This window comes from Caulobacter sp. Root343 (genome assembly GCF_001425745.1).
Classification (GTDB): domain Bacteria; phylum Pseudomonadota; class Alphaproteobacteria; order Caulobacterales; family Caulobacteraceae; genus Caulobacter.
The window spans coordinates 490,556-507,140 of sequence record NZ_LMDF01000007.1; the positions used below are offsets into that span (position 1 = coordinate 490,556).

Here is a 16,585-nt window from a genome sequence, read left to right on the forward strand (position 1 = left end):
CAGGGCGACCGGCTCGTCCGACAGGAACCAAGGAGGCGAGGCCTAGGCCTCGACCTTCCGCTCAACGGGAGGCGGGTGGTTGCAACCGCTCAAGAAGATACTGATCGCCGGCGGCGGGTCGGCCGGATGGATGACGGCGGCGCTGTGCTCGCGTCTGTTTCAGGGCCTGTACGAGATCGTCCTCGTCGAGTCCGAGGAGATCGGCACGGTCGGGGTGGGCGAGGCGACCATCCCCGCCATCAAGAAATTCAACGAGTTGCTCGGTCTCGACGAGGACGACTTCCTGCGCAAGACGCAGGGGACGTTCAAGCTGGGCATCCAGTTCAGGAACTGGTGGCGCAAGGGCGAGAGCTATCTCCACGGCTTCGGCGTCATCGGCCAGGACCTGGGCTGGCTGCGCAGCCATCAGTACTGGCTGCGGATGCGCGAGCTGGGACGGGCCCCGGTCTTCGACAATCTCGCCATCAACAACGCCATGGCGCTGCAGGACAAGTTCATGCGGGCTCGCGCGGACATGACCGAGTCGCCGATCGGCCACATCGCCCACGCCTTCCATTTCGACGCCGGCCTCTACGCCAAACACCTGAGCACCTACGCCCAGGCGCGCGGCGTGACGCGGCGCGAGGGCAAGATCGTCGACGTCACCCTGAGGTCCGAGGACGGCTTCGTCCAGTCGGTGACCATGGACGACGGCGAGGTGATCGCCGCCGACTTCTTCGTCGACTGCTCGGGCTTCCGCGGCCTGATCATCGAGCAGGCGTTGAAGACCGGCTACGAGGACTGGACGCATTGGCTGCCCTGCGACCGGGCCATCGCCGTGCCCAGCGAGCGGTCGGAGCATTTCACGCCCTACACCCGCTCGACCGCGCACGACGCCGGCTGGCAGTGGCGGATACCGCTGCAGCACCGCACCGGCAACGGTCATGTCTATTCCAGCCAATATATCGACGACGATGAGGCCGAACGCGTCTTGTTGGCCAACCTGGACGGCGCCCAGCGGGCCAATCCACTGCGCCTGCGCTTCACGACAGGCAAGCGCAAGAAGATCTGGAACAAGAACTGCGTGGCCGTCGGCCTAGCCAGCGGCTTCATGGAGCCGCTGGAGTCGACCAGCCTGCACCTGATCCAGTCGGCCGTGATCCGCATGGTGCGTCTGCTGCCGGACGCCGGCTTCGACCAGGCCACGATCGACGAGTTCAACCGCCAGAGCGACTTCGAATACGAGCGCATCCGCGACTTCATCATCCTGCACTACAAGGCCACCGAGCGCGATGACACGCCGTTCTGGCGTTCCTGCCGCGACATGGAAATCCCCGCGACCCTGCGGCGGAAGATGGACCTGTTCGCCGCCAACGGCCGGGTGTTCCGCGAGGACGACGAGCTCTTCACCGAGGAGAGCTGGATCCAGGTGTTCCTGGGGCAGGGGATCATTCCGCGCGGCTACGACCCGCTGGTCCGCGTGCACTCGGACGAGGACATCGCCCGCTACTTGGCGAACATCGAAACGGTCATCAGCAAGTGCCTGAACGTGATGCCCAGCCATGCCGAATTCGTGGCGCGCGCGTGCCAGGCGCCGCCGCTCGCGGCGTCCTTGGCCGCGGCCCCAGTTCCAACCTCTTAAAGACGCCCACACGGAGTACCGCCATGACGACCGCCGCCCAGCCTTCATCCGCTCTGCGGATCCTGTGCCGGACCACAGCCGCCGTGGCGCTGCTCGCCCTGACTCCGATCTCGGGCGCGCTGGCCCAGGTCATGCCCACCCAGGACAGCGCTCCGCTGGCGGCCCGCGTCAACGACCCGGCCTGGGCGCGGGCCGACGCCCTGGTCAAGCAGATGACCCTCGACGAGAAGATTATCTATCTGCACGGCCTGTTTCCACCCAACACCAAGCCGGCGCCCGCCGACATGATCCCGTCGGCCGGCTACGTGCCGGGCGTGGCGCGGCTGAAGATCCCGACGCTGCGCCAGAGCGACGCCAGCCTGGGCGTCGCCAATCAGGTGGAACAGCGCAAGGGCGACGTCGCCACGGCCCTGCCGTCGGGCCTGGCCCTGGCCTCAACCTTCGAGCCGGACCTGGCCTATGCGGGCGGCGCGATGATCGGCGCCGAGGCCCGCGCCAAGACCTTCAATGTCCTGCTGGCCGGCGGCGTGAACCTGACCCGCGATCCGTGGGCCGGCCGCAACTTCGAATATCTCGGCGAGGATCCGCTGCTGGCCGGCGAGATGGCCAGCGAGTCGATCAGGGGCGTGCAGAGCAATCACATCGTCTCGACGATCAAGCACTTCGCGCTGAATGCCCAGGAGACCGGCCGTCACGTGATGGACGCCCAGATTGACGAGGCCGACCTGCGGGAGAGCGACCTGCTGGCCTTCCAGATCGCCATCGAGAAGAGCAAACCCGCCTCGGTCATGTGCGCCTACAACAAGATCAATGGCGACTGGGCCTGCCAGAACGATTTCCTGCTGAACAGGGTGCTGAAGCGCGACTGGAACTATCCGGGCTGGGTGATGTCCGACTGGGGCGCGGTGCACAGCACGGTCAAGGCCGCTCTGGCGGGCCTCGACCAGCAGTCGGGCCAGGAGTTGGACAGCCAGATCTTCTTCGGCGACGACCTGAAGGCCGCGCTGGCCAAGGGCGAGGTCAGCCAAGCCCGCCTTGACGACATGGTCCGCCGCATCCTGCATGGGGTGATCACCTCGGGCCTGATGGACGATCCGACGCCCGCGACCGCCCAGCCGATCGACTACGACGCCCACGCCAAGGTCGCCCAATCCGTGGCCGAGCGCGGCTCGGTGCTGCTGAAGAACGACCGGAACCTGCTGCCCTTGGCCAGGACGGCCAGGAAGATCGTGCTGATCGGCGCCCATGCCGACGTCGGCGTGATCTCGGGCGGCGGCTCGTCCCAGGTGCGGTCGGTCGGCGGCGCGCCGATCGAGATCCCCCTGAACGGCGGCGAGGCGGCCTCGTTCGTCCGCGTCACCTGGCATGCGTCCTCGCCGCTAGAGGCGATCAAGGCCGCGGCGCCGGGGGCGCAGGTGCTCTATGTCGACGGCAAGGATCCGGCCGCGGCGGCCGCGGTCGCCAAGGACGCGGATGTCGCCGTCGTCTTCGCCTGGCACTGGCAGACCGAGGCCCAGGACGCGCCGTCGATCGCTCTGCCCGAGAACCAGGACGCCCTGATCGAAGCCGTGTCGGCGGCCAACAAGAACGCGATCGTCGTACTGGAGACCGGTGGACCGGTGCTGATGCCCTGGCTCGACCGGGTCGGCGCGGTGTTGCAGGCTTGGTACCCCGGCCAGCGCGGCGGCCAGGCCATCGCCCGCCTGCTGTTCGGCGAGGTCAATCCGTCAGGCCGTCTGGCCATGACCTTCCCCAGGACCGCCGACCAGGCCCCCCGCGCCAGCGCGCCGGGCTTCGAGGAGCAGGCCGTGATCGACGACGCCCGCCGTGCTGGCAAGAAGGCCGGTCCGATCAAGGGCTTCCCGGTGAAGTATGTCGAAGGGGCCGCCGTCGGCTATCGCTGGTACGCTCAGGAGAAGCGCCAGCCGTTGTATCCGTTCGGCTACGGCCTCTCGTACACGACCTTCGGCTATACGAACCTCAAGGTCGAGGACGGGGAGGGGCTGAAGGTCAGCTTCGACGTCACCAACAGCGGCAAGGTCGCCGGCGCCGACACGCCGCAGCTCTACGTCACGGCAGGCCAGCGCAAATCGATGGTCCGGCTGGCGGGCTTCCAGAAGGTCGACCTGGCGCCCGGTGAGACCAGGCGGGTCACCCTGACCGTCGAGCCGCGCATCCTGGCCGACTACGACACCGCCAAGCCCGGCTGGACGATCGCGGCAGGCAGCTACTCGCTCTATGTTGGTCGTCACGCGGGCGACGCCGTGCTCAGCGGCAAGGCGCAGCTCAAGGCCTGGTCGAGGAAGCCGTGATGCGCGTTTTCCTGCACGCTGCCGTCGCGATCGCGGCGCTTGCTTCGACGGCGCCCGCCGTCGCCGCGCCCAAGCTGCGCGCCTGGGTGACCACGGGCGACAAGAGTCAGCTCCTGACCGCCCAGCCGCCATCCGGTGTCGCCGCCGCCAACGAAGTCGCCGGCCTGCCGACCATCGTCGTCGATCCCAAGGAGCGCCATCAGTCGATGGTCGGTTTCGGCGCGGCGATCACCGACTCCTCGGCCTGGCTGATCCAGAACAAACTCTCGGCCCAGCAGCGCGACGGACTGCTGCGCGAGCTCTACGGGCGCGGAGACGGCGGGCTCGGCTTCAGCTTCACCCGGATCACCATCGGCGCGTCGGACTTCTCGCTCGATCACTACAGCCTGGACGACGCGCCCGGCGGCGGCGCCGATCCGACGCTGGCGCATTTCTCGCTGGCGCGGCCGCAGCAGGACGTCTTCCCCACGGTCCGCGCGGCGCTGAAGATCAATTCCGACCTCAAGGTCATGGCCTCGCCCTGGAGCGCGCCGGCTTGGATGAAGACCACCGGATCCTTGGTGAAGGGTCAGCTGAAGCCCGAGGCCTATCCCGTCTACGCCCGCTTCTTCGCGCGCTACGTCAAGGAAGCCGCCAAGGTCGGCGTGCCGATCGACTATCTGAGCATCCAGAACGAGCCGGACTTCGAGCCGGAAAACTATCCCGGCATGCGCTGGCCGGCGCGCGACCGGGCGCGGTTCTTCGGCGAGAACCTCGCGCCGACCTTCAAGCGCGAGAAGATCCGTACGAAGGTCCTCGACTGGGATCACAACTGGGACCAGCCGCAACAGCCGCTGACCGTCCTGGCCGATCCTAAGGCCAAGGCCTTCCTCGCGGGTGTCGCCTGGCACTGCTACGCGGGCGAGGTCGCGGCCCAGGATGGGGTGAGGATAGTTCACCCGGACAAGGACGCGTTCCTCACCGAATGCTCGGGCGGCGAATGGGCGCCTAAGTTCGACGACAGCTTCTCGTGGATGGTCGAGAACCTGATCATCGGCTCGACGCGCGGCGGTTCGCGCGGTGTGCTGATGTGGAATCTGGCGCTGGACGAGACGTTCGGCCCGCACGCCGGCGGCTGCAAGGATTGCCGAGCCTTCGTGACCATCGACAGCCGGACGGGCGCGGTCACCCGGACGCAGGAATACTACGCGTTCGGCCACGCCAGCCGGTTCGTGAGGCCCGGCGCGGTGAGGATCGGATCGCCCGGCAAGCTCGGCGATCTGCGGACCGTGGCGTTCCAGAACCGCGACGGGACTCGGGTCCTGATCGTCCTGAACGTCGGCGCTCAACCGGGGATGTTCGCCATCACCGAAGGCGGGCGCGCGTTCAAGGCGTCGTTGCCGGCGCGTTCTGCGGGCACCTTCGTCTGGTAGCTCGTAGCGTACCGCGCCCGCTGACCATCCGCTGATCACAGGCGGAGGGGGATTGACATCCATCGTTGATCTGAGATTGATATCGATATCAATTGCAAATCAGTGGACGTCGAGCGCCTGGCCGATCGGCGAACCTCCAATTGATAACGATATCATCGCCCTCGCGGCGCTGAGCTCGCTTCGGCCATGGCTCGGGTGATCGCATCACCCCGGCCCACGAACTCGGACGAACGTCCGAAAGGGGAGGAAACATGAGTGATCACAACACTCGGCGTGGCTGCTGCCGCGCCTTGCAAGTTTCTCACAAGGCCTTGGCCTTGGCCATTGGCGCGAGCGCCTTGATGGCGTCGGTCGCATACGCTCAGGCGCCTGTGGTCCAGTCGCCGGCGAAGGCCGAGAGCACCGCCGTCGACGAGGTCATCGTCACCGGCGTCATGGCCGGCACCGCGGCCAAGAAGGCGAACGTCTCGTTCTCGGTGTTGTCCGAAGACGACATGTCCAAGTTCACGCCGATCAGCGCCGACGACATGCTGCGCGACATGCCCGGCGTGGTCGTGGAGTCCAACGACGGCGTGGCCCGAAACGAGGTCTTCACGCGCGGTATGACGATCGGCACGGGGGCCAACACCTCAGGCTATTTCTGGACCACCATCCTGGAAGACGGCTTGCCAGTCGTGCCGTTCAAGTTCAGCGGCTTTCAGGACGGCTACTTCTATCGGGCCGACATCTCGACCAGCCGGGTCGAGTCGGTGCGCGGCGGCTCGTCGGCGACGGGTGTGACGACGTCCGTCGGCTCCACCTTCAACTACATCACCGGCCGGGTGAAACCTGGCGCGATCATCCAGACCCGCATCGGCTTCGAGGGCGAAGACCTTCACCTGTCCTGGAAGCAGGTCGACGCCTCGTACGGCTGGATCAACAAGGAAGGCGACTTCGGCGTCGGCCTCAGCGGCTTCTACCGCCGGTCCAACGGCCAGGTGAACCCGGGCTGGGACCTGAACCACGGCGGCCAGTTCAAGCTGAACCTGTACAAAGACTATCAGACCTCGAACGGGTCGGGCTCGATCAACGTCGTCTACAAGCATCTCGACGACACCAACGCCGAGCTGACGACCTTCCAGCAGCCGACCTACGGCTACCAGAACGCGCAGGAAATCCCGGGCTTCGGCCGCGACGTGAACCTGTTCATGAACGGCGGCGAGCAGACCGTTCCCGGCGCGTACGAGGACAAGTCGCACACGCTCGACCCGTCGGCCGGCTATCGCTATCAGCAGGACGCCGTCTGGCTGCGCTGGAACCACGACACAAACGGGCCCTGGAGCTTCACGGGCGCGCTTCGCCTGCAGAAATCCCAATATCGGGGTCAGTCCTACAAGCCCCAGGGCCTGGCCTCGCTGGCCTCGGCGGCGGCGACGCGCGAGCGGTATGGGCTGAACGTCAACAATCTGGACCGCACGCCCGGCTACTACGAATACTACAACGCGGCCGGGGCCCTGGTCGCCAGGGTCGCCAACAACGTCAACGGCTCGCAGCTGGGCGTGAACTATCGCACGGGCGCGGCCTGTCCTCGGGTGACGGCGACCACCTGGCAGGCCAACAGCCTGTGCCTGGTCTCCAACGCCCTGCCGAACCGAGACATCGACATGCGCGGCGGTCTGGTCACCGCCACCATCCCCACCGCGGCCGGGGTCTACAACTCCGGCGTGGTGCCCGTCGCCAGCGCCTCGCAGGACCTGATCCTGCAGACGCGAGCCGAGGACAACGCCCGCCAGTCCACCGACTATATGGGCAACTTCACGGCCACCTATCGTGGCGACAACTACAGCCTGAACCTGGGCGTCTACGTGTCGCGCTCGGAACAGCAAAACGACAACTGGGCCAACGGCCTCGGCATCTCGGCCTGGGCCGACGGCCAGGTCCAGAACCTGAACGTCAAGTACGTCACCGATACGGGAACGACCTACCAGCTGACCGACGCCGGCGGCTGGGGCTCGTACGGCAGCGGCCTGTTCACCACGGTCTCGCAGCGCGCCAAGATTCGCGAGATTTCGCCCTATCTCGGGGCCGCCTGGTCGCCGGGCAAGTGGGACTTCAACGGCAGCGTCAAATACCAGCGCTTCGACGCCAAGACCTATTCGGAGACCTGGGACACGCGCAATTCCGGAGCGGCGTCGCTGACCAATGGCGGGCTCGATGGCAATCCGCTGACCGTCTACGACAACATCTACATGACCAAGACCGCGACCAAGGTCATCCAGGCGGACAAGCATGTCGGCACCTGGAACTACAGCGTCGCCCTGGGCTACAACTTCAACGACCACAACAAGGTCTATTACCGCTACACCGACGCCAAGCAGCCGGCCGCCGGCGTCATCAACCGGTACTCGACCGCCGCGACCCTGGTGCGTCCGCTGGGCCCCACGGCCTTCATCAAGGGCCACGAAGCCGCCTATACGTTCGGCGATCGCAAGTTCAACGGCCAGATCACCTACTTCTACCAGAACTTCGCGGTGAACGATTACCCGACGGCGGTCGACAAGGACAATGTCTCGACCTACCTGCTGCCGGAGAATTTCAACCGGTACTTCACGCGTGGCGTCGAGGCCTGGGCCAAGTGGCGGATCACGCGGGCTCTGGAATGGAACCCATCGGTCACCTTCCTGAACGGCAAGACCACCGAGGCCTATACCTGGCTCAACACCGGCGCCAACGGTCTGGGCGTGGACGACGACGTGCTTCGCGTCGACGCCGGCATCCTGGCCCGCTCGCCCAAGTGGACGGTCAGCAACACGGTTTCCTACAGCTTCAAGGACTTCCGCTTCAATCTCCGGCACCGCTGGATGGACGTGCGCAAGCTCAACAACAACTCGCTCGACCACCGGTACCTGCCCAAGCAGGACAATCTGGACGCCTCGGTCCAGTACACCGGCATGAGGAAGACGCTGATCACCTTGGACGTCCGCAACGTGCTGGATAAGCAGTACGTCTCGGCCTACGACCCGATGATCAGCAGCAATCTGCCCGCCAACGTCCAGATCTACGACGTCGTCCAGCAGTTGCCCGAGTCCGGCTTCCTGCTGAAGCGCAACGCGCCGCGATCGGTGTGGCTCACCGTCCGAAAAGAGTTCTGATCGATCGCCCCTCCAACTTGGCGACGAGGGATCGGAGAGCCGATCCCTCGCTTTCTTCGAGGTCACCGCGCATGGACGAGCTGCCAGCATGACCGACCACGATCTCAGACTGGTCGCGCCGTTCAGCCCGACGATCATCAAGGCCACGATGAGCGCGGCGATGGTCGATGCGCTCAATGCGCGGCTCGACTTCATCCTGGCTTCGGACGGGGAGGCGGCCGCGCGCGACTGGTCGGCGCATCTGGCCGGCGCGGTGAGCGCCGAGATCCGGATCACCGACATCCTCCTGGAGCTGCCGGCGCTGCGGGACTTTCTCTACGACGTCGCGCGGACCTATGCCTATCGGTGCGAGAACGCGTTGCTTCACTACGGCAACTACGACCGCACCGAAGAGCTCACGGACAAGCGGCTCGAGGTCCAGATCAAGGAAGCCTGGGTCAACGAGATGGTCGCGGGCGACTACAATCCCGCGCATTTCCACCAGGGATGCCTGTTCAGCAGCGTCGGCTTTCTGCGCGTGCCGCCCGGCTATGAGGCGGAGTTCCAGGCCGACAAGGCCCGTCAGAACACCGCCGGCTGCCTACAGTTCATCGACAGCCGCAGCGCCGTCGGTGTCCGCAACCTGTTCACGGTCAAGCCCGTGGTCGGTGAGTTCTACCTATGGCCGTCGTGGATGCTGCACTGCGTCTACCCGTTCAAGAGCCCGGGCGTGCGCCGGTCCATGGCCGTCAATCTGGCGCTGGTCTGAGGACGAGTGAAAAGAAGCGTATTCGGGGAGATGGACGTGAAGATCCGAGCCAAGACCGTCGCCTGCCTTGCCTTGGCCATCTCTCTTCTGGGAGGGACGGCCGAGTGCCAGACGCTGCGCGGCGGCCACCCTTACCTGACCTTCAGCGACAAGCACGTGAAACAGTTCAAGGCGCGGGTGGGCGAGGATGCTGACGCCAAGGCCGCCTGGAGCCGGGCGCGCGCCAAGGCCGACGAAGCCCTGACGCGAAAACCCGCCAACGATCGCGAGCTGAACGCGGCGTTGATGGACCTGTCCCTGGCCTATCGCATGACTGGCGAGCGCCGCTACGCCGACCGCGCCAAGGCCTTGCTCGACATCTACGCCGGCCGCGCCAACTGGGTGACGGACAAGCCGCTTCTGGCCCGGACACCGGTCTGGAACTCCGACCTCGGCATGGGGACCAGCGCCTATGTCTACGGTCTGACCTTCGACGCGATCTATGACGCCCTGACGCCAGGCGAGCGACGCCGTTTGGCCCAGGCCCTGGTCAAGGGCGCCATCAAGCCGACGCTCGCCGACTGGGTGGACGGCGCCGATCGGATCCACAGCCTCGACACCATGGGGCACAACTGGTTCAGCCACATCGTGTTCGGCGCGGGCGTGGCGGCCATCGCCGTCAAGACCGAGGAACCCCAGGCCGACGCCTGGATCCGGCGCATCGACGAGGCCGCCGAGGAATGGGCCAACTACGACGGCAGCGCCATCGAGACCAAGCCCCGGCATTTCGCGGCCAACGGCGCCTTCGTCGAGAGCATCAACTACGCCGACTTCGCCGCCGAAGGTTACCTGCGTTTCAAGCGCGCATGGCTGGACGCGTTCACCGAAAAGCCCGCCCCGACGCCGCGCCTGGCCGGGATCGCCGACTACTTCATCCAGAACGTCTACCCGACGGCCTCGGGCGCGCTGTCGAGCAACTTCGGCGACGGCAATCCGACCGCCAGCGGCGCCAATGCGATCATCAACCTCTGGGCCACCGGCGACCAGCAGCCGCGCTATCTCTGGTACCTCGACACGGTCGCGCCCAACCCCAACCAGAACGTCTTCGATGCGCCGGAGAACATGGTGCTGTGGCCAGCCGCCAAGGCCCGAGCCGGCGCCGCGCAGGGCCCGGGCCTGCCGACCAGCTGGATCGACAGCGACCTGGGTTCGGCGACGATGCGGTCGTCCTGGTCGCCGGACGCCACCTTCCTGGCGCTGCGTTCGGGCTTCACCTGGAACCACAACCACGCGGACGCCGGCAGCTACATCCTCTGGCACAGGGGCAAGCAGCTGCTGATCGACTCCGGCAACAGCAACTACGCCCGCCCCGAATATGACGGCTATTACCGCCAGAGCGTGGCCCACAACGTCGTCACTCTGGACGGCAAGGCCGAGCCGGCCAGCAACACCTATGACGGCTCGCATTTCGTGGGGCGGGTCGACCATCTGGTCGACGCCGGCGACCTCCGCTTCGTCTGGGCCGACGCGACAGGCCCCAACGCCAGGACCTTCGAGCGCAAGTACAGAAGCTTTCTCTGGCTTGGCGACACGATCCTGGTGATCGACGACGTGAAGGGCTGGGAGCCGGGCCGGTTCGAGTGGCTGCTGCACTACGAGGGCGAGGCAAAACGGCAAGGACAGGTGATCACCGTCAAGAACGGCGACGCCGAGGTCGCCGTGCGGCCGCTGTTTCCCGAGACCCTGCCCGACGCGGGCCTGCCTACCGATTATCCCGAACTGCTGGGCATGGCCGAGGGCAAGGGGCTGAAGGACCACGCGCCGGACGAACCCCAACCCTATCTGCGCCTGCAGGCGCCGGGCGTCACGGATCGCACCAAGTTCGTGGTCGCTCTGACGCCGAACGGCGCGGGGCCCGCGCCCCGGATCGAACGCTTCGAGACCAAGGACTATCTGCTGGTGAAGCTCCACCAGAAGGGCGAGGTCACCGAGGTCTATTTCAACTTGCTGGCCGACGGGCGCGTCCGGCACCGCAACGCCAACGCCAATCTCGGCGGCTGGGAGACCGACGCCTACATCCTGGCCCTGACCTATCCCGAGGGCGGCGGTCCCCAGAGTCCGAGACGCTGGTTCGTCGCCGATGGCAGCTATCTGCGCCGGGACGGCCGCGTGGAGCTGGACTCGCTGTCCAAGGCCTTCGTCGTCAAGGCGCGGACGGGGCAGGGCGTGACCGCCAGCATCGAGGGACAGCCGACCTATGCGATCCGCCTGGCCTGCGACGGCGCGCGATCGGTGAAGATCGATGGCGTCGCCAAGGCTTGTGACCGCGACGTAGCGCTCGTCCGTCGCTCCGTGGTGATGCGCTAGCTCGCCCATTGGTCGCGAAGCTTATTGATAGCGCTACCACTAATCTCTAGCCTCGCGGCTGAACAAGGCCGGCCGTGGGCGAAGATCCGCGTCGGCGAGGAAGCGCAAGAGGAACTCTAATGGACCGCGGAAAGTATCACGCCTGCACCTGGCCAGCGTTCGAAGGCCGGCGCGTCTCCCGTGGATCATCGCGAAGGTCTCGTTTAGCTCCCGTGCTCGCGGGCCTCGTCATGGCCTTTTGCGCCGCTGGCGACGCGGCGCTCGCTCAGGCTAGCGCCTCCGCGCCCGTCGTGCGCCAGGACGGGGACGGCCTTTCGGTTCGCACCGCCCAGGGCACGGTCAATGTTCAGATTTGGGGCGACAGTATCGTCCGCGTCCGACGCTATCGCGGAGCCGCGCCCGACCGCGCCAGCCTGGCCGTCGTCCTGCCTCGACCAGCACAGCGGTTCAGCGTCGCCACCACATCCGCCGGGGTCGAGATCATCACGCCCGCGCTCAAGGTGATGGTGGCGCGCGACGACGGCGCGGTGTCGTTCAGCGACGCGGCCGGAAACCTCTACACCCGCGAGGTCCTCAAGCCTGGAGACGACGGCCTGGCGCCGTCCGTGAACGCCGCGCCCGGCCTGTTCTCGGCCCGGCAGGCGTTCGAGATCTCCGGCTCGCAAGCCTTCCTGGGCCTGGGTCAACACGCCGACGGCGCCATCGACCGCCACGGGCGTCACGTGCTGCTGCAGCAGGTCAACACCGACGTCGCCGTGCCGATGCTGTGGTCGACCAAGGGCTATGGCGTCCTGTGGGACAACGCCTCGGTGACCACCGTAGATGTCGGGATCCCGCAGGCGTCGAGCCGCCTGGTGTTCCAGTCGGAGGCCGCGCGCGACATCGACTACTACTTCATCGCCGGCGCCGATCCCGACGCGGTGATCGCCGGCTATCGCCGCCTGACCGGCGCGGCGCCGATGATGGCCCGCTGGACCTGGGGCTTCTGGCAATCGCGCGAGCGCTACGCCTCGCAGGACGAGCTGGTCGGCATCGCCCGCCGCTATCGCGAGATGAACATCCCGATCGATGCGGTGATCCAGGACTGGCAATACTGGGCGCCAGGCCAGTGGGGCTCGCACCAGTTCGATCCCGCGCGCTATCCCGATCCGAAGAAGATGCTGGCCGACCTGCGCGCGATGGACGTGCACGCCATCGTCTCGATCTGGCCTCGGCTGGACACCGACCTGGCCAACACCAAGGCGCTCGACGCGGCCGGCGTGCTGTTCCCGCCGACCTATCGCAACGTCTATCCCGCCGGCTTCGGCCGCTGGTACGACCCGTACGGCAAGGCGGGCCGTGACCTCTACTGGTCCCAGGTCTCCAAAGGCATGACGCCGATCGGCTTCGACGGCTACTGGCTGGACGCCAGCGAGGCCGAGCTGGGCGGCGACTGGGGCGAGATGCGGACCCTGAAGACGGGCGCGGGGCCCGGCGCGGAGGTCTACAACGCCTACCCGCTGATGCACACGACCGGGGTCTATGACGGCCAGCTGAAGGACGCCCCCGGCAAGCGGCCGTTCATCCTGACGCGCTCGGCCTGGCTGGGCCAGCAGCGCAACGCGGCGGTGACCTGGTCGGGCGACATCCATGGCGACTGGGAGGTGTTCCGTAAGCAAATCCCGGCGGGCCTGAACTTCGTGGCCAGCGGCATTCCGTATTGGAACACCGACATCGGCGGCTTCTTCGGCGGCCAGCCCGGCGACGCCAACTATCGCGAGCTGTTCGTGCGCTGGTTCCAGTTCGGCGCCTTCACCCCGATGTTCCGCGTCCACGGCACCGGTCCGGCCAAGGAGATCTGGCGCTTCGACGAGCCGGCGCAAGCGATCCTGCGGCGCTATGTCGAGCTGCGCTACCGGCTGCTGCCCTACATCTACGCGACGTCGTGGAGAGTGACCGACCAGGGCTACACGATGATGCGGCCGCTGGAGATGGACTTCGCCGCCGATCCGTTGGCCCATGGCCTCGCCGACCAATACATGTTCGGGCCCAACCTGCTGATCAGCCCGGTGACCCACCCCAAGGCCGAGACCCGCACGGTCTATCTGCCGGGCAAGGCGCCCTGGTACGACTTCTGGACCGGCCATCGCCTCGCCGGCGGCTCGACAGTGACGGCGGCCGCGCCGCTCGATCGCCTGCCGATCCACGTGCGGGCCGGCGCGATCCTACCGCTGGGGCCAGTCGTTCCGCACGCCGAGGCCGGCGCCAACGCGCCGCTGGAGATCCGCGTCTATCGCGGGGCGGACGGCGCCTTCACCCTCTATGACGACGAGGGCGACGGCCAAGGCTACCGTCAAGGGCGGCGGGCGACCATCGACCTGCGGTGGGACGAGGGTCGGCGGACCCTGACGATCGGCGCACGGAACGGGACCTATCCCGGCATGCCGCGCGAGCGGACCTTCAACATCGTGTGGGTCGGCGACCAGAACGGCGCCGGCGTTGCCGCCGGAGCGCCCGCGAGCGCGGTCCGGTACCTTGGCCAGGAAACGGTGGTGGTCGCGCCCTAGTCGATCTGAGCGACTAGCGGGCGCATCGCTGGCGGTGAAAGCCGCCAGCGATGCTGTCTTCCGGGTGAATCAGAACTTGCGGCTCAGGCTGAGCCCCCATTCGCGGGGACGCCCGAAGCTGGCCTCCTTCAGCCCGAAGCCGCTGGAGGCGTTGCCGGACACCATGTAGCGCTCGTCCGACAGGTTGGAGCCGAACAACGCCGCCTGCCACATCCGGTCGGGCGAGGCATAGGCCAGCCGCGCGCCGAACAGGTCGTAGGCCGACTGGGTCAGGTCCGGATCGTTGGCCACGTCGTTGTAGACGGTGCTGTAGTGCGTCCAGTCGACCCGGGCGGTCAGGCGACCGCCGCCCGCCAGCTCGCGGCCGTACTCGACCCCGCCGTTCAGCGTCCATTTGGGCGCCTTGACGAAGTGTGTGGCCAGGGTGATCGGCAGCACCTGACCCGCCGCCAGGCCGGAGCCGACCTCGGTATATTTGGCGTCCATGTAGCCGCCGCCGAAGTTGAAGCTCCAGTTGGCGGTCGGCTTGGCTTGCAGCTCGACCTCGACGCCCTTGACCTCGCCCGCCGCGGCGTTGGCCACGAAGTTGCGCGGCGTCTGGTTCACCGTGACCTGGATGTCCTGATAGTCGCTGAAATAGCCGGCGACGTTGAGGATCAGGCGCCGGTCCAGCCAGGCGGTCTTGGCGCCCGCCTCATAGGTGAGCAGGGTTTCGGGCTGGTACTCGGTGACCTCGCTGGCGTCGTTGAGCGGCCGGGCGTTGTAGCCGCCGCTCTTGAAGCCCTTTCCGATCGATCCATAGAGCAGGATGTCGGGCGTGGCCTTGAACTCCAGCCCGACCTTGGGCGTGAAGGAGTTCCACGACCCGCTCGGGGCCACCTGGGCGATCACGACGCCGTCGCGGATGCGGCGATGGTCGAGCACATAGTCCTTTTCGTCGCGGTTATAGCGGGCCCCGACCGTGGCGCTCAGCCGGTCGGTCAGGGTCAGGCTGCCTTGGGCGAACAGGGCGTAGGTGGTGCTGGTCACCTTGGTATAGACCGCCGCCGAGGGGCTATAGGGCGGCGGCGAGGCCCCGGGCGCCAGGCCGAGCGCCAGCTTGGCGTAGCCGGAATCGGTGCCCCGCTCGCGGAAGACATAGGCGCCGGTCACCCAAGTCAGGCGATCGCCGAACGACTGGCCGCTCAGCTGGAACTCCTGGCTGTATTGCGCCTGGACGTCGTGGTTGAAGGTCTCGCGGAAGGTGAAGGGCGTGTTGTCGCCGTCGCGGGCGAAGGTCGCCTTCAGGCCGCGCACGGCGCTGATGCTCTTGAAGCTGACCGCGCCCAGGTCCCAGTCCACGGTGGCCGAGCCGCCCCACAGGTCCAGGTCGTTGATGTTGGGGCCCGTGCCATAGGTCGTGAACGGGCTGTCGGTCAGGAACGAGGTGTTTAGCGACTTGGCCCCGTTCGGCGCGGTGATCCCCAGGCCGGGCGCGATATAGGTGTTGAAGTTGCCCATGAACGGCCCGACCGCGAACCCCGGGACCGCGCCGATCACCAGCAGCTTCTGCGGTGCCGAGTGTTCCCGCGCCCGCGTGTAGTCGGCCGACAGGTTGACGGTGACCGCGTCGGAGGCCTCCCAGCGCAGCTGGGCGCGGGCGGCGGTGGCGTTGCGATCGCCCAGGTCGTCTCCGGCCAGCAGGCGCTTGCCGTAGCCGTCGCGGGTAAGCCTGGCGGCCGACAGTCGGGCCGAGACCTTTTCGCTGAGCGGAATGTCGACATGAGCCTTGACGTCCAGCCGGTCGTAGCTGCCGGTCACGCCCTCGATCTTGCCGCCGAATTCGTCCTTCGGCTGGTCGGTGGTGATGATCACCGCGCCGCCGATGGTGTTCTTGCCGAACAGCGTGCCTTGCGGCCCGCGCAGCACCTCGATGCGGCTGACGTCGAAGGCGTCCAGCGTGCCGCCTATCGAGCGCGCGTAGTAGACGCCGTCGACATAGACGCCCACGCCAGGGTCACTGAAGATGGCGAAGTCGTTCTGGCCAACACCACGAATGAAGACGGTGGCGTTGTAGTTGCCGCCGCTCAGCGCCGCCGCGCCATCGAAGCGGATGCTGGGCGCGAACTTGGCGATCTGGTCGACGCTGTCGACGCCCCGGCTTTCCAAGGCTTCACCGGCCAGGGCGGTGACGGCGACGGGGGTGTCCTGCAGTCGCTCCTCGCGGCGGCGAGCCGTGACGACCACTTCCTCGATCTGGACGGTGGGCGCCTCGGATTGTCCGGAGGCGAAGGCGGGGGATGCGATCGTCTGGGCGCCGGCGGCGGCGCAGATCAGCAGGCCTCCGGCGCGCAGCCGGCCGGAGATATTCCCATTCCTGGGCATCTGTTTCCTCCTCGTACGATGTTTTTCTCGACGAACCCCCGAGAGGCTGTCGGCAACACGCATTTTGTTATGAGTACTAATTATTTCAGAGCATGAATGTATGCG

General features: G+C 66.8%; 8 protein-coding genes. 7 read left to right on the forward strand and 1 reads right to left on the reverse strand.

Annotated elements, in window-relative coordinates; all coding sequences use genetic code 11:
• Positions 1-79: 79 nt before the first annotated feature.
• From ASC70_RS15010 to ASC70_RS15040, 7 genes are all read left to right on the forward strand, one after another.
• Positions 80-1,621 (forward strand): tryptophan halogenase family protein, encoded by a 1,542-nt coding sequence (locus ASC70_RS15010; RefSeq protein WP_056051383.1) that lies wholly within the window; start codon positions 80-82, stop codon positions 1,619-1,621.
• A 23-nt stretch (positions 1,622-1,644) separates the two neighbouring features.
• A complete protein-coding gene (locus ASC70_RS15015; protein ID WP_056051384.1) occupies positions 1,645-3,933 on the forward strand; it encodes a glycoside hydrolase family 3 C-terminal domain-containing protein in 2,289 nt (762 codons plus the stop codon).
• Positions 3,933-5,345 carry a glycoside hydrolase family 30 beta sandwich domain-containing protein gene (locus ASC70_RS15020; protein ID WP_056051387.1) on the forward strand — a complete coding sequence of 471 codons (1,413 nt, stop codon included), beginning with the start codon at positions 3,933-3,935 and terminating at the stop codon, positions 5,343-5,345. The genes ASC70_RS15015 and ASC70_RS15020 overlap by 1 nt, the downstream gene beginning before the upstream one ends.
• Positions 5,346-5,686: 341 nt before the next feature.
• Complete coding sequence (locus ASC70_RS15025) at positions 5,687-8,476, forward strand: TonB-dependent receptor plug domain-containing protein (protein ID WP_056051388.1); 2,790 nt, start codon at positions 5,687-5,689, stop codon at positions 8,474-8,476.
• Between the two features lie 88 nt (positions 8,477-8,564).
• A complete protein-coding gene (locus ASC70_RS15030; RefSeq protein WP_047405623.1) occupies positions 8,565-9,224 on the forward strand; it encodes a putative 2OG-Fe(II) oxygenase in 660 nt (219 codons plus the stop codon).
• A 36-nt stretch (positions 9,225-9,260) separates the two neighbouring features.
• Entirely contained in the window at positions 9,261-11,570 is a 2,310-nt protein-coding gene (locus tag ASC70_RS15035; protein ID WP_162247226.1) for a heparinase II/III family protein, read from the forward strand.
• 230 nt (positions 11,571-11,800) lie between these two features.
• Positions 11,801-14,116 (forward strand): TIM-barrel domain-containing protein, encoded by a 2,316-nt coding sequence (locus ASC70_RS15040; protein ID WP_235519403.1) that lies wholly within the window; start codon positions 11,801-11,803, stop codon positions 14,114-14,116.
• A 69-nt stretch (positions 14,117-14,185) separates the two neighbouring features.
• Here the strand turns inward: ASC70_RS15040 and ASC70_RS15045 are convergent, their stop codons facing one another.
• Entirely contained in the window at positions 14,186-16,480 is a 2,295-nt protein-coding gene (locus ASC70_RS15045) for a TonB-dependent receptor (RefSeq protein ID WP_056051394.1), read from the reverse strand.
• Positions 16,481-16,585 lie beyond the last annotated feature (105 nt).

Excerpts from the sequence above, each read along its gene's own strand:
- ASC70_RS15015 (WP_056051384.1), top strand. The coding sequence starts at position 1,645 with ATGACGACCGCCGCCCAGCCTTCATCCGCTCTGCGGATCCTGTGCCGG.
- ASC70_RS15040 (WP_235519403.1), top strand. The coding sequence starts at position 11,801 with ATGGCCTTTTGCGCCGCTGGCGACGCGGCGCTCGCTCAGGCTAGCGCC.
- ASC70_RS15045 (WP_056051394.1), bottom strand. The coding sequence starts at position 16,480 with ATGCCCAGGAATGGGAATATCTCCGGCCGGCTGCGCGCCGGAGGCCTG.
- ASC70_RS15030 (WP_047405623.1), top strand. The coding sequence starts at position 8,565 with ATGACCGACCACGATCTCAGACTGGTCGCGCCGTTCAGCCCGACGATC.
- ASC70_RS15025 (WP_056051388.1), top strand. The coding sequence starts at position 5,687 with ATGGCGTCGGTCGCATACGCTCAGGCGCCTGTGGTCCAGTCGCCGGCG.
- ASC70_RS15020 (WP_056051387.1), top strand. The coding sequence starts at position 3,933 with ATGCGCGTTTTCCTGCACGCTGCCGTCGCGATCGCGGCGCTTGCTTCG.